Annotated in this window: 17 protein-coding genes; 8 read left to right on the top strand and 9 right to left on the bottom strand. The window is 39.7% G+C overall.

The window, feature by feature from the left end; translation table 11 throughout:
- Positions 1-272 precede the first annotated feature (272 nt).
- The 3 genes from gltB to ACZFYI_RS02810 all read left to right on the top strand — a co-directional run bounded on the left by gltB (position 273) and on the right by ACZFYI_RS02810 (position 6,987).
- Positions 273-4,763: a glutamate synthase large subunit gene (gene gltB / locus ACZFYI_RS02820; RefSeq protein ID WP_462522607.1), complete on the top strand. Its 4,491-nt coding sequence runs from the start codon at positions 273-275 to the stop codon at positions 4,761-4,763.
- Position 4,764: 1 nt separating this feature from the next.
- Positions 4,765-6,237: a glutamate synthase subunit beta gene (locus tag ACZFYI_RS02815; RefSeq protein ID WP_462522606.1), complete on the top strand. Its 1,473-nt coding sequence runs from the start codon at positions 4,765-4,767 to the stop codon at positions 6,235-6,237.
- 267 nt (positions 6,238-6,504) lie between these two features.
- Positions 6,505-6,987 carry a hypothetical protein gene (locus ACZFYI_RS02810; protein WP_462522605.1) on the top strand — a complete coding sequence of 161 codons (483 nt, stop codon included), beginning with the start codon at positions 6,505-6,507 and terminating at the stop codon, positions 6,985-6,987.
- Between the two features lie 77 nt (positions 6,988-7,064).
- On the opposite strand, the gene ACZFYI_RS02805 is transcribed toward ACZFYI_RS02810, so the two are convergent.
- Positions 7,065-7,523 (bottom strand): DUF4890 domain-containing protein, encoded by a 459-nt coding sequence (locus tag ACZFYI_RS02805; protein WP_462522604.1) that lies wholly within the window; start codon positions 7,521-7,523, stop codon positions 7,065-7,067.
- Positions 7,524-7,690: 167 nt separating this feature from the next.
- On the opposite strand from ACZFYI_RS02805, the gene ACZFYI_RS02800 reads away from it, so the two are divergent.
- A complete protein-coding gene (locus tag ACZFYI_RS02800; protein WP_462522603.1) occupies positions 7,691-8,131 on the top strand; it encodes a gamma-glutamylcyclotransferase in 441 nt (146 codons plus the stop codon).
- Positions 8,132-8,174: 43 nt separating this feature from the next.
- Here ACZFYI_RS02800 and ACZFYI_RS02795 read toward each other — a convergent pair whose 3' ends face one another.
- The 5 genes from ACZFYI_RS02795 to ACZFYI_RS02775 form a co-directional block, all read right to left on the bottom strand.
- Complete coding sequence (locus ACZFYI_RS02795; RefSeq protein ID WP_462522602.1) at positions 8,175-9,074, bottom strand: hypothetical protein; 900 nt, start codon at positions 9,072-9,074, stop codon at positions 8,175-8,177.
- A gap of 133 nt (positions 9,075-9,207) precedes the next feature.
- Positions 9,208-9,714: a DUF4136 domain-containing protein gene (locus ACZFYI_RS02790; protein WP_462522601.1), complete on the bottom strand. Its 507-nt coding sequence runs from the start codon at positions 9,712-9,714 to the stop codon at positions 9,208-9,210.
- 164 nt (positions 9,715-9,878) lie between these two features.
- Positions 9,879-10,475: an OmpW family protein gene (locus ACZFYI_RS02785; RefSeq protein WP_462522600.1), complete on the bottom strand. Its 597-nt coding sequence runs from the start codon at positions 10,473-10,475 to the stop codon at positions 9,879-9,881.
- Positions 10,476-10,483: 8 nt separating this feature from the next.
- Complete coding sequence (locus tag ACZFYI_RS02780; RefSeq protein ID WP_462522599.1) at positions 10,484-11,107, bottom strand: DUF4136 domain-containing protein; 624 nt, start codon at positions 11,105-11,107, stop codon at positions 10,484-10,486.
- A gap of 369 nt (positions 11,108-11,476) precedes the next feature.
- Positions 11,477-12,832 carry an NAD(P)/FAD-dependent oxidoreductase gene (locus tag ACZFYI_RS02775; RefSeq protein WP_462522598.1) on the bottom strand — a complete coding sequence of 452 codons (1,356 nt, stop codon included), beginning with the start codon at positions 12,830-12,832 and terminating at the stop codon, positions 11,477-11,479.
- Positions 12,833-12,972: 140 nt separating this feature from the next.
- Here ACZFYI_RS02775 and ACZFYI_RS02770 point away from each other — a divergent pair, with 140 nt between their 5' ends.
- Entirely contained in the window at positions 12,973-13,680 is a 708-nt protein-coding gene (locus tag ACZFYI_RS02770) for a YebC/PmpR family DNA-binding transcriptional regulator (protein WP_462522597.1), read from the top strand.
- Between the two features lie 66 nt (positions 13,681-13,746).
- Positions 13,747-14,316, top strand: a complete 570-nt coding sequence (yjjX, locus tag ACZFYI_RS02765; RefSeq protein WP_462522608.1) for an inosine/xanthosine triphosphatase — start codon at positions 13,747-13,749, stop codon at positions 14,314-14,316.
- Between the two features lie 329 nt (positions 14,317-14,645).
- Here the strand turns inward: yjjX and ACZFYI_RS02760 are convergent, their stop codons facing one another.
- Entirely contained in the window at positions 14,646-15,635 is a 990-nt protein-coding gene (locus ACZFYI_RS02760; RefSeq protein WP_462522596.1) for an NTPase, read from the bottom strand.
- 97 nt (positions 15,636-15,732) lie between these two features.
- Between ACZFYI_RS02760 and ACZFYI_RS02755 the strand changes: the two genes are divergently transcribed.
- Complete coding sequence (locus ACZFYI_RS02755; RefSeq protein ID WP_462522595.1) at positions 15,733-16,617, top strand: M28 family peptidase; 885 nt, start codon at positions 15,733-15,735, stop codon at positions 16,615-16,617.
- Between the two features lie 52 nt (positions 16,618-16,669).
- A complete protein-coding gene (locus tag ACZFYI_RS02750; protein WP_462522594.1) occupies positions 16,670-18,448 on the top strand; it encodes a chloride channel protein in 1,779 nt (592 codons plus the stop codon).
- Positions 18,449-18,973: 525 nt separating this feature from the next.
- On the opposite strand, the gene ACZFYI_RS02745 is transcribed toward ACZFYI_RS02750, so the two are convergent.
- Both ACZFYI_RS02745 and kynU read right to left on the bottom strand, forming a co-directional pair.
- Positions 18,974-20,329, bottom strand: coding sequence for an FAD-dependent oxidoreductase (locus ACZFYI_RS02745; RefSeq protein ID WP_462522593.1), 1,356 nt, complete (start codon positions 20,327-20,329; stop codon positions 18,974-18,976).
- 25 nt (positions 20,330-20,354) lie between these two features.
- Positions 20,355-21,507: kynureninase (kynU, locus tag ACZFYI_RS02740; RefSeq protein ID WP_462522592.1), on the bottom strand; the 1,153-nt coding region annotated here is incomplete at its 5' end.

Genomic DNA, 21,507 nt, shown 5'->3' with positions numbered 1-21,507 from the left:
ATTTTTTTCTGAATTATCCATAATTGTAATTTTGGCTGATAATTTCCCAGTTTCAGGATAAAAAAAACATGTGTTATTCGAGTTTTTTTGTTACTTTAAGAAAATTCGATTAAAAATTTTACCAGATTAAAATTTTTGTAATGTGTAATCATTGCTTCATTTATGTATAAACTATGTATTCATAAGCCTGTTTCATTGCTTCTATTTTAAAAAACACAAAATTTTTTGTAATATTCGCAACTATTTCTTGAAACCTATTAAACCTGATTATAATGAATAACGGACTTTATCATGAGGAATTTGAACATGATTCCTGCGGTATAGGAGCTGTAGTAAATGTCAAAGGTGTCAAAAGCCATGAGACAATCAGTGATGCGCTCTTTATGCTTAGCAACATGGAACATAGAGGCGGCCGCGGTAGTGATCCAAAAACAGGCGATGGCGCAGGTATTTTAATTCAGATACCCCATTCCTTTCTCAGAGAAGTGACAGCAAGAGCAGGTTTTCAATTGCCTGAACAAGGAAGCTATGGCGTAGGAATGACCTTTTTTCCAAAAAACAGACAGCTTTACAAAAAATCCAAGGAACAGTTAAACCAAATCATAGATGAATTGGGATTCAACCTTATTGGGTACAGAAATGTACCTGTGGATGAAACTGTACCAGGTTCAGGGGCCTTAGATGTTATGCCCAATATTGAGATGGTCTTTGTTACCCACAAAAGCGGACTCAATGGTCTTGAACTGGAGAGGAAACTCGATGTTTTGAGAAATTATTCCTCAAAAACTATCAATCTGGCTATTCCTGGAGTCAACTCCGCATTTTATTTTGCGAGCTTCTCAGCATTTACATTGATTTACAAAGGTCAGCTGAGGACCGATCAGGTACTCCCCTTTTACAAAGACCTTCAAAATAAAAATATCACCTCAGGGTTAGCCATTGTCCATTCCAGGTTTTCAACCAACACTTTTCCAAACTGGAGATTGGCACAGCCTTTCCGATATCTTTCCCACAATGGGGAGATCAATACCATTAGGGGAAACCTTAACAAAATGAAGTCCAAGGAGACATTGATGCGCTCAATTTTCTTCACTGACGACGAGCTGTCCAAATTGATGCCTATCACTAACAAGAAAAATTCTGATAGTGCAAATCTTGATGCCATGGTGGAGTTATTGACATTAAGCGGGAGAACACTCCCCCATGTGATGATGATGATGGTTCCTGAGGCTTGGCAGGACAATCAGATGATGGACAAAGACAGAAAGGCTTTCTATAAATTCCACGCTTCTTTGATGGAACCTTGGGATGGACCTGCAGCTCTCCTGTTTACTGATGGCAAATCCCTAGGGGCGACTTTGGACAGAAACGGCCTTAGACCTTTGCGCTATTTCATTACCAATGATGAAAGGTTGATTTTATCTTCCGAAGCAGGTGCTTTACCGATCCGGGAAGCTACAATTAAGGAAAAAGGGAGAATCAGTCCCGGCAGGATGCTTTGGGCAGATTTGGAAAAAGGCAAAATTTCTTTTGATGATGAGATCAAATCCACGGTATGCGACAATAAACCCTATGAAGCTTGGGTAAGAGAAGAGCGCCTAAAGCTTAGAATGATGCCCGATCCAATTAAATTGGAGCATCCTTATACCACAGAAGAAATCAAGAAACGTCAGACGATATTTGGCTATACTTCAGAAGAATTGAAAGTAATACTTTCTCCGATGGGTGAAGCTGGCTATGAAGCCATCGGTTCGATGGGGGCAGATACCCCTTTGGCAGTACTTTCCAAACAGAGTCAGCATATCTCCAATTATTTCAAGCAGCTCTTTGCACAGGTTAGTAATCCACCGATCGATCCGATCAGGGAAAGGTTAGTCATGTCTTTGTTTACAAGGATAGGGGAAAGCCATAATATCCTGGCTGAAAGTCCTCGGCATACGAGACAAATCCATATTTCCCAGCCTGTATTGCTCAATGAGGACTTGGAAAAAATCAAACACCTTGAGGATCAGGGATACCGTACAGTGACTTTGTACGGAAATTTCGAAACAGATCATCAGCCGGGCCGACTTCTTGAGGCTTTAAATCAGCTTTGCAAGGAAGCTGAAGGTGCGATCTACGCCGGCAAGAATATAATCATCATTTCAGATCGAAACAGTACCGAATCCAAAGCTCCAATTCCTAGTCTGTTAGCTATTGGCGCAGTACACCACCATTTGGTGAAAAAGAAACTGAGAACCCGTGCAGGTTTGGTGGTGGAAGCAGGGGACATCCGGGAAACACATCATTTTGCTACTGTGATCGGATATGGAGCTTCTGCGATAAATCCATATTTGGCTTTGGAATCCCTCATTCACCTGAATGAAAAGGGAGCATTTGCGAAAGATATCCCTCAAAATCAGCTTTTTCATAATTTCCAAAAAGCAGTAGGCAGCGGACTTCTGAAAGTCCTTTCCAAAATGGGAATCAGTACAATGCAATCTTATCAGGGTTCACAAATATTTGAAGCGATTGGACTTGGACCTGAAGTCATTGACAGGTGTTTCAAAGGAACAGTGAGTAGGATTTCAGGGATTTCATTTGATGAATTAGCGGAGGAGGTACTTATCCGACACCACGCTGCTTATGAAACCGAAAGCCCGATTTTGGAAACAGGGGGAGTGTATCAATGGAAAAGAAGGGGAGAAAAACACATGTTCAATCCCGAAACCATACATCTTCTACAGAAGTCAACCAAACTCAACGATTATGGACTATACAAGAAATTTGCCCAGAAAATCAATGAGCAAACCAAAGACGCTTTGACCCTTAGGGGTTTATTTGAATTTAAGAAAAGGATAGCCATTCCTATTGATGAAGTAGAACCAGTGGAATCTATCCTGAAGCGTTTTGCCACCGGAGCCATGTCTTTTGGATCTATTTCGCATGAAGCCCATTCCACATTGGCCATTGCAATGAACAGGATCGGGGCAAAGAGTAACAGCGGTGAAGGTGGGGAAGATGAAATCCGTTTTGAGAAAAAAGAAAATGGAGATTGGGAGAGATCCGCAATCAAGCAAGTCGCCTCGGGAAGATTTGGCGTCACAAGCAACTACCTCAGCAATGCTGCAGAGCTTCAGATCAAAATGGCCCAAGGTGCCAAACCTGGAGAGGGTGGTCAGCTTCCCGGACATAAAGTCGACGAATGGATAGGAAGGGTGAGGCATTCAACACCTGGTGTTGGACTGATTTCTCCGCCTCCACATCATGATATTTATTCCATTGAAGATTTGGCTCAGCTGATTTTCGACCTTAAGAATGCCAATAGAAAAGCTAGGATCAACGTCAAGCTCGTTTCCCAGGCTGGTGTCGGAACAGTGGCCGCCGGTGTGGCAAAGGCCATGTCAGATGTGATTTTGATCTCAGGTGCTGATGGGGGAACGGGTGCTTCACCTTTGAGCTCAATAAGACATGCGGGATTGCCTTGGGAACTTGGGTTGTCTGAGGCACATCAAACGCTTGTCAAAAACAATTTGCGCAGCAGAGTAGTGTTGCAAACCGATGGACAATTGAGAACAGGTAGGGATATTGCCATTGCGACTTTATTAGGTGCTGAAGAATGGGGTATTTCAACAGGAGCATTGGTAGTGGAAGGCTGTATTATGATGCGTAAATGCCATCTGAACACCTGCCCGGTAGGTATTGCGACCCAAGATCCAGAACTAAGAAAACTCTTTACCGGAAATCCTGATGATGTGGTCAATTACTTTATGTTTTTGGCGCAAGACCTCAGAGAAATCATGGCTTCACTTGGATTCAGTACCATCACCGATATGGTTGGACAAAGCGACGTGCTCAAAGCCACAGGACATATGAACCATTGGAAGTGGGACAAAATAGACCTGAGTCCAATTTTCCACAAAGTCGAAGTACCTGACCATGTGGGTATCCACAAGCAGATCGATCAGGAATTTGACCTGAAAAATGTGTTGGATAGGAAATTGATAGAGGCAGCTATCCCAGCATTGGAACAGGCAAGTCCAGTGATTGGAACATTCAAAATCAATAACATTGACAGGACTGTAGGCGCCATGTTATCCAATGAGATTTCCAAAATTTATGGAAGTCCAGGCCTACCTGATGACACCATCCATTTCAATTTCTCCGGATCTGCAGGGCAGACATTCGGAGGATTCCTTGCAAAAGGTGTCACTTTTGAGCTTGAAGGAGAGTCTAATGATTACTTCGGAAAAGGACTTTCAGGCGGAAAATTGATCATTTACCCCAGCCGAAATGCCAATTTTGTAGCACACGAAAACATCATAATCGGAAACGTTGCATTTTATGGCGCTACTTCGGGAGAGGCTTATATCAATGGAAAAGGTGGGGAAAGATTCTGCGTAAGAAACTCCGGAGTCCAAGCGGTCATCGAAGGAATCGGAGACCATGGATGTGAATACATGACCGGCGGTCTTGTGATCAATCTAGGTGAAATCGGCAGAAACTTCGGCGCAGGTATGAGCGGAGGTATCGCATATATCCTTAAAGATTACATCCATCTCATCAATCAGGAAATGGTAGATCTAGATCCTCTGAACGAGGATGATTTTGTAACCATCAAGGAACAACTGAACAATCATGTTTCATATACCAACAGCCAATTGGCAACTGAATACCTCTACAATTGGGATGAATACAGGGAGCATTTTATAAAGGTAATTCCGAGAGATTACAAAGAAGTTTTGAGAAAAAAAGCATTGGAAAAATCAACAACATTGGTGTAAGATGGGAGCTAAAGAGGGATTTATTTTATTCAAAAGAGAACTTCCGGAAACCAGAAACCCGGAAGAAAGGATACAAGACTATACAGAAATCTATAAGCCTTTTGATGGAGAAAAACTCAACCATCAAGCCGCAAGGTGCATGGATTGTGGCGTACCATTCTGCCACCAGGGATGTCCATTGGGAAATATTATACCGGATTTCAATGATGCGGTTTACAGAAATGAATGGGAAGAAGCATTTCAGATTCTGAGAAGTACCAACAACTTCCCAGAGTTTACAGGCAGAATATGCCCAGCTCCTTGTGAGGGTTCTTGCGTCCTTGGCATCAACAAAGATCCTGTGGCCATTGAACTCATCGAAAAAAACATCGCTGAAAAAGCCTATGAGCTTGGTTTTGTGAAGCCAAAAATTCCGACAGTGAAAACAGGTTTCAAAGTGGCCGTAATAGGTTCGGGCCCTGCAGGATTGGCAGCAGCTGACCAACTCAATCAAGCTGGGCATGAAGTCACGCTTTTTGAAAAAGACAAAAAAGTGGGAGGACTGCTCCGATACGGGATTCCTGATTTCAAGCTTGAGAAGTGGGTCATTGACCGTAGGGTTGAAATCATGGAAAAAGAAGGTGTAATATTCTCAACAGACACAGAAGTGGGATTCAATATCAAAGCGGAAAACATTTTGAGAAACTTTGATGCTGTGGTACTATCCACTGGAGCACAGCAGCCCCGTGAACTGAAAATCAAAGGATCTGACCTGAAAGGCGTCCATTTTGCAATGGAATTTCTCGGAAAACAAAATCAGGTAATTGCCGGTGAAATTCTTGCGAATCCGATTTCTGCCGAAGGAAAACATGTTCTTGTCATCGGTGGCGGTGATACCGGAAGTGACTGCATCGGCACCTCCAACAGACATGGCGCTGCGAGCATCACCCAATTAGAATTGCTTCCAAAACCTCCAAAACAAAGAACGGTTTTAAATCCTTGGCCAGAATGGCCCATGACTTTGAAAACCTCCAGCTCTCATGAGGAAGGAGCGGACCGAGTATTTTCGGTATTGACAAAGGAATTTGTCGGTAATGAAAATGGAGAAGTTACAGGTTTGGTTTTGGTTGACTTGGAATGGAAAGAACAAAACGGCCGAATGCAGTTTGTGGAGATTCCAGGTACTACGAGAACCGTTCCCTGTGACCTCGCATTTATAGCAATTGGGTATTCAGGACCTGCCCAAAACGGTTTATTGGAAGCCTTTGGCTTAGAAATATTTGACAATTCACTTCCTAAATCAAAGGATTATCAAAGTACAAACAAAAAAGTATTCCTAGCCGGTGACATGAGAAGAGGCCAATCACTGGTTGTTTGGGCTATATCCGAGGGTAGGGAGGCCGCCGTCAAGGTAGACGAGTATCTTCAAGGAAGTTCTGTTTTGCCTCAAAAAGATGAAGGATCTTATGAAGTTGAGCAACAAATACATTATTAAATCCAATGAAGCAATAAGCCTAAAATAAGAGTAAGCGTGATAATAAGTTTAGTTTGTGATTGTTATGATTTTTTAGCAATCTAATCAGAAAGAGCAGGTCGGTGGCCTGCTCTTTTTGGTTTATTACATTAAAAAAAATTTTGGTAAAACCCAGAGAAGCCAAATTGCAAACCACGTTATATGTACATTTTCCAAAAAATGAACTTCAATCAGGACATACTTTATAATTGATTACGTCCTTACAAAAAAACATAAATTGTAGAACCTATGAAATTATCATTTTCACTTGCTATAGCTACTATCCTCTGCATTACATTTTCCTGTAATATGGATGACAACGATTTCAGTCAGGAAAATCTTCATGGAACTTGGGAACTGAGTTCCTATTGGGAGGAATCAGAACTCTTCATAGTTCAGGCATATGAATTCAATGATGACGGCACATTTGAAAATAGGGTGACGGCAAGACAACAGGATTCTAACATTGATTTAGGATATAATTCTATCACCAACGGAACGTATTCATTGGTAGGGAATAAGCTATCTCTTCAAGAAATTGAATTTTTAACACTTCCTCAAGAAAGTACGGTTTGGTATACTTCTTCTGATAAACTTGTCGGATCGGATTGGAACAGGGAAACAGAAATCACAATTTCCCTACAAAAAAGGAAATCACAATTGGTATTGGATTTTGGTCCATGCCCTCCCAATGCTCAGTGCACCGGTCCCATCACCTTCTTCCGGAGATAGAAATTAAGCGTTCACAAAAAAAAAGCAGACCAATGGCCTGCTTTTTTGCTACAAATAAACCCAATCAATCTATTCTTTTACTTGGTTGAAGAACCTCCCCGGGATCCTGAGGCTCCTTTGCCACCCCGGTGACCTCTTCCGCTTCCGCTACGTTCTTGGATTTCCTTTCGGTTTTCTTTTTTGACTTCCTCCCATTTTGTTTTTTGATCAGGAGTCAGAACTGCCTCAATCTGTTCGTTTTGAACTTGGTTTTGAGCTTGCATTTCTGCTCTTTTTGCCTTTCTATCTTCTTCCATGGCTGCTCTTTGGGCCTCTCTTTTTTGAGCATTGTCAAGGTTGATCATGTAGATTTTTTGTTTCTGATCTTCGGAGAGACCCAATTCCTCTGTCATTTTAGAGGTTATTCTTTCTGCTCTTTGTTCCGGGGTCAAGGATTCCTTTTGTTCTCCTCCTCTTGATCCACCCTGTCCCCTTTGGGCAAAGGCCCCTGCAAATGTCATTGTGAAAATTGCGGCAATCATTAATAACTTTTTCATATCTTTATTTATTTAAATTTTATTTGAAAGGATGACCTTAGAAATTTTGATTTCCCGGACAAATCATTGGAATCTCTAGGTTGTGAATTTGAAGATTAGACTTGGGTAAGGACTCTGGGTTTAATCCGATTTTTGGGAAATACTGTTAACAAATCTTAAATTGGGAAATGAACAGTTTTTATTATTTCGGATATGCGAGCAATCTTGACGCAAGTACCTTGGAAGGAAGGCTCCAATCAAAGCCCTTAAAAATCGGTTTAGCGGTATTGCCTCATTTTGGATTTCGCTTCAACCATCCCAATCCGGATGGATCAGCTAGGGCAAATATTGTATTCAGTGAAAATGAATCCGTTTATGGGCTAATTTTCAAAATCAAAAAGCAGGATATGGATAATTTTTTGATATCTGAACCAGGATATGAATTTGTTGAAAAGGAAGTATTTACAAAGAATGGTAAAATAAATGCCTTTATTTTTATATCAAATCATACCAAAGAAGGGATATTCCCGAAGGAGGAATACTGGAAAGTCATTGTCAAAGGAGGCAAAGCCTGCGGGATTCCCAATACTTACCTTGCCCAGATAATCAACAGGGTTGGAAAAATCTGATTTTCAGAAGATTCAAATCCCGGAATAAACTACAAAAAAAATATCAATTTTTACATCCCGTAGCCCCACTGGCATAATACCGCTCGTCCTCGACAAAAAGTTCTTCCTCCTTTAGTGAAAGTGGAACAGTCAACGGGCTCAATCCTTTTTTGGTAAATGTCAAATTCAGAATTGCTTCAGGACCTTCTCCCACCACTGTCCAATTACCGGACATATTGTTTCTATATTCTGGGTTGATATTTTTCAAGATGCCTCTTTTTTTGACATTGGCAGCAAATGTTCCGTCTTCACAAAGCGTAATTTGGGTTTGCCTCGCTCCGCCAATTACCTCATTATAAGAAATCAACATTTTGTTTGAAAGAAATTCTTTCCAGTCAAAATTTTCATATGGAGACTCAAATGATGGAACCTCAAAGGTACCCTTTTGTAAGAATTCCAAGGCAACTCCTGCCACATACTGAAAATCATCAGCTTTCCCTACAGCTAATACTGTGATACAGGCACCTTGATTTCCACATTTGGTTGCGCCAAAGGCCCTGGATTGCCTTCTAACATAATTCCCATCTGCCACTACTTCTGATTGTAAGGTTTGGTCAGAAATTTTAGGGCTGATTGCTTTAAGTTTCAAATTGTCTGTAATTTCCACTCCTTCTACCCATAAATCCGAAAGTTGCTGAAGATCTGTTGTCTCCCTGCCGAAGACATAAATTTCACCAAAAGAACCATTACCTGAGGTTAATAAAAAAACCTCACTTTCTCGAGGTAAAGCTCCAACCCAACCTCCGGGAACCTGAGAAGTGAATCCAAAACTCGGTGCATATAATGTATCCAGTGAATTGTACATTTTACCGGGCTCAACTCTTTTTTTTCCTGATTGAGCAAAAGAAGGAATATGAAAGAGGGTCACAATCAAGAATATGGATAAGCTTAAATTGTATCTCATAAATAAGGAGTTTTAAAGAAATAAATATAAGCATCAATTTAGAAGAGACCTTCTCTTTTTGAAAATTTGATTCCTAAAATCTTCAGAGGGAATATATTTTGATATCCGACTTCGGGATTTTGTAAAAAAAAGGTTATTTACCTTTATGATTAACCGGTAATCTCATAAAAATCTGTTGGACCGCCCTTTGGATATCAGTTTCTAAATCTGTGGAATATGAAATCTCTTCCTGTGCCCAGCCTCTCCAAAGAAGATTTTGGGTCTTGGTGTCGTACATTTCTATAAAAAGGACACCTTCATCATAGTTTTTTTGGGAAATTTGACCACCTGCAACTGGCACTGCTCCACCCACATAATATCCCGGACCTCCCATTCCAATACCTACACTGACCTGTGGTGCTTGGCTGTATGCTATTCTTTTTTCTATTTGGGTATCGAACAGAAAAACAGCATCAGGATTTTCCACATCAAGTACAAATCCCTTTTTAATCAATTCTTGATTTGCTAAGCCCAGTATATATTTTGCATAAAGCTTATTTCCCTGCCTGTTATCCTCTTCAATGTGTTCCAAATTGATCCAAGCGTAGGTTTTGTATTGCTTCAGATCTACCTTTTTATCCTTGTAAGAATAGGTTTTCATGATAGAGGAGCAAGAGAAAGTCAGTATTGGGATCAATATCAAAATTAAAATAGATCGGAATAAATTTTTCATTGCTTAGATTGACGAATTATGATTTAAAATAAATGAGGACGGCCATGGTTCCGTCCTCAAGGTTTTTTTATTTGGAAATAAATAATTTAATCCTAATTCCCCATGAAAACATAGCCGATGTTTAGAGAAAAAAAGGATTGGGCCAAATCAAAATCTCCTGCCGGAAAACCATATGAATATTTGGCTGAAATTGAAATCCCTGCAAAATAATTAATAGAATAAAACATCCCTACCTGAGGTTGAAATGCAAAACTCCAGGCATTTTCTTCTAATCTCAAAACTCCCATATCAGTAGCTCTCATATTATAAAGTGTACCCACACCTAATCCAACATAAGGATTAATATCATTGCCAGGTTTGAAATAATAATCTCCGGAGAAGAATATGGGAAGCGAATTTACATACCTCCATTGCTTACCGCTCAAAGACCTGTTGTCAACCGTATACGTGGCAAAAGGTCTTTCTTCATAAAAGGTATTCCATCCGGTGGTTATACCAAAACCTAAATTTGGTTTAATAAGTTTTCTATAATCAAATGCAACACCACGCCAGCTAGCTGAGGAAATATAATTGCTAAGATCTCCAGTGGGAATCCCTATAGAATAGGAAATATTAGAATAGGATTGGGCATTTGCCAATCCTAAGGAAAGCATAAAAATCAATGCTGTAAAAACGAATATCTTTTTCATATTAAATTTCAGTTATTTAGTTTCAAATACGGAGACTGAATAAATGATTGGTCAATCGCACCAGTAATCCGATTTACATTTCCTGATCCTGAAAGTATTCCATTTGCTACCATTATCCAAGAGGCTTTTGATAAATTGACAGGAGAATCAATGTTTGGATCAGACATAGTAATAATCATTGATCCGGTGGTAAAACTTGCTACAGGGTAGTAAGGTGGATAATACCATCCCCATCCCGGATAGTAACCTCCCCACCACCAATTGTACCAATAGCTATAAAAAACTGTTGTACTCTTAATAGCACCAGGGGTCAAAACAACGTCAGGCTTATTGCTAATGTCAACCTTTTCCCAACCAAAATTTTCCATGTTTCTATCAATGGATTGAAGAATCGGGATAGCAAATACATCCTTCATAAAAATAAAGGTGGTATCGCCATTCTTAATTTCTACGTCCGTCACTATTTTGTCAGGCAATGAGTATGTGTTTCTAGTTTGGAAATCAAAATCAGGCTCGAATGAGGTAAAGGTAATATCTGTATCCTCATAATAATATGGGCCACCAGGATAGCAATTCCATAAAAGTAAGCTTGCAAAAACTGGTGTAAATACTCTAATTAATCTCTTTTTCATAATAGATGGATATATTTTGGTTTGAACTTAGACATTATTGAATAAAATTCAATGACTTACTAATTCTCATACAAAGGTAACATATTACTAATCATTTTCTATCAAAAGGAAACTTCAATCTTATAAAATGAATTCCAACTTTGGAATGAATAAATCCACATAATTCTTCTATTTTTTTTTTTTATTTAAACAAATTATAGTTGGATAAAATTTTATCCCAATTTCATCATTCAGTTAAGCCTAATAGATTAATTAAATTTAGCAAAACGGGAATAAAAGTTTACCCATATTTCTTTTTTGCGGGGATTCAATTTTTAATTGTAAGCGGAAATAAAAAATAAAACAGAATTTGCGGATTGGAAAAAAATGTTAATCCTCATAATCTTTCTCCTCTAACATCCATTGTCTTTTGAAATCTTTTACGTAGCGAGGACGGATCAAAAGGCGGAGACTTGGATCAAAAGAAAGGTATTTCCAAGACCAGGTCAGGAAAACCATGAGTTTGTTCTTTACTCCCAAAATGGCCATCAGGTGGACAAAAAGCCAAACAAACCAAGCAAAAGAACCTTGGAAGCTTACAAAAGGAAGATCCACTACAGCCATTTTTTTGCCTATCGTGGCCATTGAGCCTAGGTCATTGTATTTGAATGGCTTCCACGGCTTTGCTTCCAAATCATGTTTTAAATTTTTGGCAAGGTTAGCCGCTTGCTGTATGGCTACTTGTGCTACTTGGGGATGTCCCTTTGGAAATTTTTCTTCTGTCTGAACACATTGATCTCCCACGACATAAATATCCTGTTCTTTCACCAATCGGTTGAACTCATCCACCAGTAGTCTTCCGTTTGGCGCTTTTTGGTCATCGTCTACACCAATCAGTGAATTGGCTTTGATCCCTGCAGCCCAAAGTAGGGTGAGGGTTTTGATAGATTCCTGTCCTTTCAATTTCACAGTAAGACCATCATAGTCCTCCACCATGGTATTGAGCAAAACCTCCACTCCGAGCTTCTTCACGTATTCCAAGGCTTTGTCCCTTGATTTTGGGGTCAAGCCATTCAGTAATGAACCGCTAGCTTCGATCAAAATCACCCGCATGTTTTTGAAACTAAGCTGCGGATAATCCCTTGGCAGAACCTTATTCCTTAATTCTGCAATTGAACCTGCAAGTTCCACTCCCGTAGCACCGCCACCTACAATAACCACGTTCATGATGGGCTTTCGTTCATCCTCATTTTCGATGTTGACGGCACGTTCATAATTAGAAATGATTTTATTTCTGATATACAGTGCCTCAGAAGTCGATTTCATCGGAGCACAGAATTTTTGGATGTTTTGATTTCCAAAATAATTGGTGTTGGCACCTTGGGACAAAATCAGAATATCGTATTGAATAGTACCTAAATTGGTGTGGATGGTTTTATTTACTTTATCAATTTCCCTGACCACAGCCATCCTGAAAATTACATTTGGGGTCTTATGAAAAAGCCTTCTGAGCGGGAAAGAAACCGCACTTGGAGAAAGTGCCGCAGTAGCTACCTGATAAAGTAAAGGTTGGAATTGATGGTAATTGTTTTTGTCTAATAGAATGACCTGATATTCGGAATGGGCTATTTTTTGGGCTATTTTTAGACCCGCAAACCCTGCCCCAACAATTACAATCCTTTTATGTTTTGGCTGTGGTATATTGGGTATAGGATGATTTTCAGAAAGGTGCATGATAAAAGTCATTAATATAAAATATTGGTAAATCTATTAATTTTTGACTTAGAATTACCGTTCCAAGAAGATTTGTTAGCATTGGTTTTCTTTGTTTTTAGGCCATTTAAAAAGATTTATTAATTTTACCCACCTTTTAAAATAGATTAGAAATGGGAAGAGCATTTGAATTCAGAAAAGAAAGAAAATTTAAACGTTGGAGTCAGATGTCCAAGGTCTTCACGCGCCTTGGAAAAGAAATAGTAATGGCTGTCAAAGCAGGCGGTCCAGATCCAAGCAATAACACCAAACTCCGAACTGTAATCCAAAATGCGAAAGGTGCTTCCATGCCGAAAGACAGGATTGAAGCAGCTATAAAAAGGGCCTCAAATAAGGACGAGAAAAATTATGAGGAGATTGTCTATGAAGGATATGGCCCATATGGTGTAGCAGTAATCATCGAAACCTCCACAGACAATATCAACAGAACAGTCGCCAATATCAGAAGTTATTTTACCAAATCCGGAGGATCTTTGGGAACATCAGGTTCTGTAAGCTTTATGTTTACCAAAAAAGCGGTTTTCCGCTTTGCCCAAAAAGACCTGGATATAGAGGAGTTGGAGTTGGAATTGATCGACCATGGTCTTGAGGAAATTGACGAAAATGAAGGTGAAATTTTTGCCTACACAGAATTTGAGGATTTCGGCAAAATGCAAAAAGCCCTTGAAGACATGCAAATTGAAGTAATCAATGCTGATTTCCAGTGGTTTCCTGCCACCACAGTCGAACTTACAGAAGAACAGGAGGAAGAAATCAACAAAATGATCGAAAGACTTGAAGAGGACGATGATGTCAACCAAGTATTTACCAATGTTGCTTAGTATTACCCAAAAACCACCCTTTCACATTATTTTAATCTTTACCGCTGATCATCCATGACCGGAACAATGAGTTTTCCAAAAAGAAAGAATATCCAAGACCAACAGAGACAAAATTTAGTAATTGTAGGAAGTAGAAATCCGGTAAAAATCAGTTGCACAGATGGAGGTTTTCATCAGGTATTTGAAGGCACTTACCTTGTCGAAGGTCTGAATGTAAGTTCAAATATTGAGGCGCAGCCAATTGGTGATGAACAAACTTTCAAAGGTGCATTGAACAGGGCCAATAACTCCAAAATGGTTTTCCCTGAGGCGGATTTTTGGGTTGGGATAGAAGGAGGAGTTGAAAAATTCCAAGGAGAAATGGCTGCTTTTGCTTGGGTTGTCATTGTCGATAAAAAAGGTAAAATCGGCAAAGCCAAGACTTCCCTGTTTTTCTTACCAAAGGCAATTGCTGATATGGTAGAAGCCGGAATGGAACTCGGAGATGCTGACGATGAATTTTTCAAGCGGGAAAATTCGAAAGAAAAGGACGGAGCGGTGGGCATTTTGACCAAAGGAGCATTGGATAGAAAAAATTATTACCAACAGGCAGTCATATTGGCTTTGATCCCTTTTCTGAAAGAAGAGTTATATTAGTTTATTTCGGATTCCTGATTGATTTATGATTTGATTAAAAAATAATGCCTTTAGTAATAATGTCTAAAGACAAAAAAAGCCAAAAGAATTAAACCTTTCTGAGCCTTGATTTAAAGTTCCATCTTATAATTCTTTCTTTAAATACCTATTTGGAGAAGAATAATTTGGATAAAAATAAATTGATTTCAAACATTTTTGGATTGATGGAAGTTATGCAAATAATCAAAAAAGAAGGTCTTAACAGATCAAAAAACATTTCAGATAAATAGCAGGATGTGTTTGGTCACCACAACAGTCAACTATAATTTTTAAAGAGCCCCTTCGAGGGCTCATTTTATTTTGAGGTTATTCAAAAAGTTTTCCAAAGCCTTTCTCCAATCGGGATCTGCATCCCAAACAGGACCGATATATAATTCATTACGGACCAAAAAACGGATATAATATTTCACTACAATTCTGTCTTCGTTTTCAAGATTATCAGTGGCCAAGCCCATATTTTCCATCAGGTCAGCTTCCCTTGCCTCCACCCTCATCAAAACAAATTGGACACGCTCACTTATCAATTCTGCGTCGGACTTAGGGCTTGTTAGGAATTCCACCTGATGAGGGTACAATTGAGTAAAAATGGCCTGTAACCCATTTTTTTCAGCATTTTGCTCAGCAAGGATACTCTCTTCAGATTTCCCCAATAGATCGTATCTGAAAGTATTCAGGTAGCCGCTTTCACCTGCAGAACCTGAAAGAGGGATTCCCAATTTGAATACATCCAAGTTGAGTGGATTTCTATTCAGGTATCTTTGAGCCGCGGAGGCAGTCGCATTGGCACCGGATGGAAACTCCGGTACTTCCAATACCATCAGGTTTTTGGATTTGATATTTTTGCCGATTGCATTCAGGGATTCTTTTAGCGGCTCGATCCCCTGTGCATCCATACTCCACATACCATTTGTAGGGATCATATTTTTATTATTCGAAAAAGGCCCAATGTTCAATGCCAGGCTTCCATTGGCTTTTCTTGTAAGAATCACAATAGAGGATACCATCCTTTTAGAAAACATTGCTGCAAAACCTGCCTGGACTTCTTCTGATATGGCTACATCTTCAAGTTCATAATAAGCCACCGGGTCACCTCCTGCCGATACCAAGGCGGAATGGGTCTCCCTGGCTAATGCTTCCCAAGACATAGGTGGCCTGGCCTGAGGTGAATTGGAAATGAGCACCACAGATTTACCATCCAAAAAAGTCTCAGGAAGAGAATTCTGAGCCATACTTGGTCTTTGGAAAACAAAAACCAATAGCAAGGCAAAAAGATATTTCATAAGTGTTAAGATTCGAGCGATTATATCTTACTATTTTTACGAATATACATAACGGACCAATTTAAACAGACATATGAATAATTTATTGAAATTTTTAATGCTATTTTTTCTTGTGGCCCCTACGGCTCTGAAAGCACAAAAAATCGACCAAGTTAAATTGCTCAAAGACATCGAATACCTTTCTTCGGATGAGCTGGGTGGAAGAAAACCGCTTTCGGAAGGTAATCTTAAAGCTAGAAAATACATTCAGGAAAGGTTTCAGTCATTGGGACTCAAATCTCAATACCCTGATTTTACTCAATACTTTGATTTTCGAAACAGCCGAGAAGGAAAACTATATGAGAAAGCGGCCAATATTGTTGGCTTTATCGGAGGAAAAGAAACTGAGAAGCTGATTGTGGTCATTGCACACTATGACCATATCGGCATGGATGGTGAAAAAATCTTTAATGGTGCTGATGACAACGCATCAGGAGCAGCAGGAGTATTGGCTTTGGCAGAGTACTTCTCCAAAAACCGCCCCAGGCACTCCATGTTGTTTGTGGCATTGGATGCTGAGGAGATGGGACATCAGGGAGCAAAAGCATTGGTCAATGACTTCCCATTCCCCATTGGTCAAACTGTGCTCAACATCAATATGGATATGATCAGTAGAAATGTTGACGGTGAAATCTATGCAGTAGGAACGTATCATTATCCGCAATTGAAACCAACTGTAGAAAAGGTTGCTGCAGGAAGGTTTCCAAAATTATTGTTTGGGCATGATGTACCGGGACAAAAAGGCGATTGGACCAACGCCTCAGACCATTCCCAGTTTCATAAAAATGGAATCCCATTTCTATATTTTGGAGTTGAAGACCATGAAGATTATCATAAAGAAACGGACACATTTGAGCGGATTCAACCAGAATTTTATACTGCATCTGTGGAGTTGATTTTGGATATCCTCATCGCTTTTGATCGGGAACTGACAAAGGATTAGGCTTTTACAATTTAGAAATTGGTATATTTAATTTTAAAATCAATAGTTAGCTTTGGCCAAAACAGACTTTATCACACGTTTTTTGATTTGGAGGCTTCGCCACCTAAGTACCAAAAACTTTGTCTTGATAGTCAGTGGGTTGATAGGAGTTTTTTCGGGCTTTGCCGCAGTGATTTTAAAGGGTTTGGTTCATGCCATCCAAGAATTGCTCACCAACAACTTTTATGAGGAATATGCCAATTTTTTCTATATCATATATCCCATTATCGGTATTTCCCTTGCATACTTGATTGGCCGATATGTCTTTAAGGATATAGGAGGCCATGGTATCCCGGACATTTTGCATATTATTTCCAAAAAAAGCAGTTTGATCCCGAGGGTGAAAATGTACAGCCGTGTGATCACTTCCGCACTTACAGTAGGATTTGGTGGATCAGTTGGTCTAGAAGCTCCTATTGTTGTAACAGGGTCAGCGATAGGATCAAATGTTGGAGTATTGATGCACCTCAATGCCAAAAAAAGGACACTATTGATAGGTTGTGGGGCTGCCGGAGCCATTTCAGCCATCTTTGGTGCGCCTATTGGTGCGGTGATTTTTGCAATTGAAGTGATCCTGATGGAAGTAAGCATTGGAAGCTTTATTCCTTTACTGATTGCTTCGGTAACAGGCGCACTTACTTCCATTCTTTTGCAAGGAAATGAAAGTACGTTCAATTTTTCCATATCTGAGGAATTTGTTGCCTCACATGTACCATATTATTTTGGATTGGCTGTTTTTACTGGTTTTGTTTCACTATATTTTAGTAGAACCATCTTAAGTACAGAAGGATTTCTGGATAGATTCGATGAGCCTTTCCTAAAACTTCTTTATGGTGGAGCGTTTTTGGGATTGATTCTGTTTATTTTCCCTCCCATTTATGGTGAAGGATATGATACTCTCAATCACCTCGTATCTGGTCAACCTAATAATATTCTCTCTAAGAGTCCCTTTTTTTCAGAGATCGATAATCCATATTTCATCATCTTATTTTTGTCAATGATCATATTGATCAAGCCTATTGCTTCCGCCATCACTATTGGTAGCGGAGGAAGTGGCGGTGTTTTTGCCCCTTCTCTTTTTGTAGGAGGAGTTGCAGGCTTCCTGTTTGCCTACACGGCCAACCTTTTCAATTTGCCTATTGAACTTCCCTTGGCTTCGTTTACCTTGGTGGGGATGTGCGCTGTCATGAGCGGGGTGCAACATTCCCCCCTTTCAGCAATATTTTTAATTGCAGAATTGACAGGAGGATATGAACTTCTGATTCCACTGATGCTAGTTTCTTCCATTTCTTATGTCACTACCACCTATTTTGATAAAGATTCGCTGTATAAAAAACAACTGATTGCCAAGGGAACCTATCTCCCCTCCACCAAAGACGAGGAGGTTCTTGACCTTATGGACATTAAAAAAATCATGGAAACAGACCTCTTGCCTGTTTCTCCGGAAGCCAACCTCGGAGACCTATGTGAATTGGTTAAGCTTTCGAAAAGGAATATTTTCCCGGTAGTGAATGACAATGGGGATTTAAATGGGATAGTCACTTTGGATGATATCAGAGAGCTCATGTTTGATGCCGAAAGCCAGAAAACACTGAAAGTCAAGCAACTGATGCATTCTCCCCCTGAAGTGATAAACAGTAACGAAAATATGCAAAATGTGATGGAAAAGTTCGAAAAATCAGGTGCTTGGAACCTTCCTGTGACCGATTCCGGAAAATACCTTGGATTCATCTCAAAAGCACGGATTTTCAATGCATACAGGAAGAAATTGATCCGTCAAAATCAAGAATAACCCTATCAAAATCAGGTATACTTTTTCGGATTTATCCACCTCAAAAAAATACAATGATTTTGTAAATTTCTCATTTACAGATAATTATCCACAAAATCACATAAAAGTAAAAGGTATTAACTTATTGATTATCAGTATTTTATGGCCTATTTTAAAGGTTGTGTGGAAAAGTATTCGAAAATGTGGATAAAAAAGGCTTGCATTTTTAGATATGTCATTACGTGCTGATATCGAAGTTTTTGAAAAATCACATTCTCTTTTCAGTACAATTTTTATTCCAAAGTAAATTTTTTAATGTGTCTTAATGATGGAAGTTTTTGCGAATTCTTTGAAACAAAAAAGTTAAGATGAAATACTATAATTTGATTTCCAAATTTACTGTTCAGATAATCAATGAATTTCTAAAAAATATGCAAATTTAACAGGCTGAATACAAATTCCCTTTACAATTAAAAGAAACCCTTTAAAGGAAAGACCTAATGAAAATATCACAAAAAAACTATCTCCACTAAGAGATAGTTTTTTTTAGACTGTCTTTGCTTTATCCATTTGGTAGATAATATCCTCGTAGTCCAACTTATCCCAATTTTGGGAAATTAAAGGATTTGACATGACCTTGTCCATGATTCTTTCCTGCAGCTTCCCTTGGGCGTAAGCTTCAGAGTAGGGCATATTCGAAAATGTTACCATCGTATATAGTGGGATCCATTCATGTGGATATAAACTATGCAGCTTGGCTTCTATTTTTCTCCTAATCTGAAACTTTGGATCTGCCACTTCATTTTTCATTTCTTCGAAATTTTCCATTGCAAGTTGGCAAATGGCGTCAGTATCCTTTTTCCTCTTTTTCTGGAATTTGGCAAATACCAATTCCCAAGCATTTGTTCCAAACTTTTCTATCAACTCATCCAATATGAAACAATCCTCAAATCCGCAATTCATACCCTGACCATAAAAGGGAACCATTGCATGTGAAGCATCCCCAATCAGAAGGGCACTTTTGAGCATCCAAGGGTAACATTCAATATTGATCAAGGAAGCAGTGGGGTTTTTGAAGTATTCCACTTTCAGATTGGGCATCATCTTGTAGGCATCATCGAAGTAGGTTTCAAAAATGCTTTCGACATCTTTTTCATCTCTGATATTTTCAAAACAAACACGCTCCCCGTCAAATGGTAAAAAGAGTGTACAGGTAAATGATTTGTTTGGATTGGGCAAGGCAATGAGCATAAAACTTCCCCTTGGCCAGATATGCAATGCATTGGGATCCATGGCAAATTCACCGGATTCGGTCGGAGGAATGCTGAGTTCCTTGTATCCATGGGTAATGTATTCTTGCTTGTAATTGAACCGTACCTGCTTCAACATCGCATTGCGGAGGGCCGAATAGGCCCCGTCAGACCCAATGATAACCTTGGAGGTAAGTTTCTCCTGATTTCCCTCACTGTCACTTACCGTCAATTCATTGCTCCTCAAGTCGACTTCTTCGACCTTATGTTCGAAAAACAAATTGACACCAACCTCGTCTGCTTCATCTATCAACAGTTGGTTGAACCCTCCCCGGGAAATTGAATATATGGCCTGCCCTTCTTTTCCGTAGGGAATGAAGCTCGTTTTACCATGCTCGTCATGGATTTTGCGTCCATACATAGGGATGGTAAGAGGGAGAACTTTTTCTTTTAACCCGACTTTTTCCAAGGCATTCCATCCCCTGTCGCTCAAAGCCATATTGATTGACCTTCCTTCTTCCTTGTATTGGCCTTTTCGGTTATCGGGTCTCTTTTCGTAAACATTTACGTCAAGACCTCTTTTTTTCATATATATGCTCAACAATGATCCGATAAGACCGGAACCAAGGATGCTGATTTCATTATTTTTCATGGTTTGAGAGATACTATCCGCTCGGTTAGGCGAATTTGTGAAGGGATTGTTCTAGGATTCTAGCAAACCTATAAACATCCATAAAGCTGTTGTATAATGGTGTGGGCGCAATTCTAATCACGTTTGGATTTCTCCAATCTCCGACTATTGCATTTTGGTAAAGTTCATCAAAGACTGCTTTTCCGCCTTTTTTGACGAGCAAAGATAATTGACAGCCTCTTTCATTGGTATTTTTGGGCGTAATTATTTCAATAACACCTCGTTCACCGTTGATTTCCTGGAGTAAAAACTCCAGATAACCTGTTAAAAGTTCACTCTTTTGCCTAAGTCTATCCATACCTGCTTCCGTAAAAATATCCAAGGAAGCCTGATGTGCTGCCAAAGCAAGCACATTGGAATTAGCCAATTGCCAACCATCTGCACCAAACATGGGCTTGAATCCCTTTTCCATCTTGAAGCGCTCTCCTTCATCATGTCCCCACCATCCCGCAAATCTCGGCAGATCGGGACTTTCAGCATGGCGCTCATGGACAAATATCCCGGAGATATTTCCAGGACCTGAATTCATGTATTTATAGCTGCACCAAGTAGCAAAATCCACACCCCAATCATGAAGATGTAAAGTAACGTTTCCGGCAGCATGAGCCAAGTCAAATCCTACTTTGGCCCCGGCCGCATGTCCTGCAGCGGTTATGGCTTTCATGTCAAAAACCTGTCCGGTATAATATTGCAGGCCGCCCATCATCACCAAAGCCAATTGGTTCTGATTTTCTGCGATGGTTTTGAGGATATCTTCTGTCCTCAGGATATGCTCGCCATCGCGGGGCTTTAGCTCTACGATAGTCTGATTCGGTTCCAAACCATGGAACTTTACCTGTGTCTCGAGCATGTACATATCGGAGGGAAAAGCACCTGCCTCGGTAATGATCTTAAATTTTTGTTTGGTAGGCTGATAAAATGATACCATCAAAAAATGAAGGTTTGAGCTGAGGTTGTTCATCGCCACCACTTCGTGTTCATGGGCGCCCACGATCTCTGGCAAAGCAGGTTTTGATTTTTTGCGGATATGATACCAAGCATCTTCTCCATGAAAATGCCCATCTACAGCCATATCAGCCCAATTATCCAATTCCTTTTGGATGTATGCTTGGGCAGATTTTGGTTGTAAACCGAGGGAA

The sequence above is a fragment of the Aquiflexum sp. genome (assembly GCF_977115555.1).
The sequence above is the reverse complement of the archived record's forward strand: the minus strand, read 5'-3'. Positions and strand labels throughout refer to the sequence as shown.

Bases quoted from the DNA above. Each gene is read 5' to 3' on its own strand.
- ACZFYI_RS02745 (WP_462522593.1), bottom strand. From the start codon at position 20,329: ATGAAAAATAATGAAATCAGCATCCTTGGTTCCGGTCTTATCGGATCA.
- ACZFYI_RS02810 (WP_462522605.1), top strand. From the start codon at position 6,505: ATGAAATTATCATTTTCACTTGCTATAGCTACTATCCTCTGCATTACA.
- ACZFYI_RS02815 (WP_462522606.1), top strand. From the start codon at position 4,765: ATGGGAGCTAAAGAGGGATTTATTTTATTCAAAAGAGAACTTCCGGAA.
- ACZFYI_RS02800 (WP_462522603.1), top strand. From the start codon at position 7,691: ATGAACAGTTTTTATTATTTCGGATATGCGAGCAATCTTGACGCAAGT.
- ACZFYI_RS02795 (WP_462522602.1), bottom strand. From the start codon at position 9,074: ATGAGATACAATTTAAGCTTATCCATATTCTTGATTGTGACCCTCTTT.
- ACZFYI_RS02785 (WP_462522600.1), bottom strand. From the start codon at position 10,475: ATGAAAAAGATATTCGTTTTTACAGCATTGATTTTTATGCTTTCCTTA.
- ACZFYI_RS02805 (WP_462522604.1), bottom strand. From the start codon at position 7,523: ATGAAAAAGTTATTAATGATTGCCGCAATTTTCACAATGACATTTGCA.
- ACZFYI_RS02790 (WP_462522601.1), bottom strand. From the start codon at position 9,714: ATGAAAACCTATTCTTACAAGGATAAAAAGGTAGATCTGAAGCAATAC.
- ACZFYI_RS02780 (WP_462522599.1), bottom strand. From the start codon at position 11,107: ATGAAAAAGAGATTAATTAGAGTATTTACACCAGTTTTTGCAAGCTTA.
- ACZFYI_RS02760 (WP_462522596.1), bottom strand. From the start codon at position 15,635: ATGAAATATCTTTTTGCCTTGCTATTGGTTTTTGTTTTCCAAAGACCA.
- yjjX (WP_462522608.1), top strand. From the start codon at position 13,747: ATGAGTTTTCCAAAAAGAAAGAATATCCAAGACCAACAGAGACAAAAT.
- ACZFYI_RS02770 (WP_462522597.1), top strand. From the start codon at position 12,973: ATGGGAAGAGCATTTGAATTCAGAAAAGAAAGAAAATTTAAACGTTGG.
- ACZFYI_RS02755 (WP_462522595.1), top strand. From the start codon at position 15,733: ATGCTATTTTTTCTTGTGGCCCCTACGGCTCTGAAAGCACAAAAAATC.
- gltB (WP_462522607.1), top strand. From the start codon at position 273: ATGAATAACGGACTTTATCATGAGGAATTTGAACATGATTCCTGCGGT.
- ACZFYI_RS02775 (WP_462522598.1), bottom strand. From the start codon at position 12,832: ATGACTTTTATCATGCACCTTTCTGAAAATCATCCTATACCCAATATA.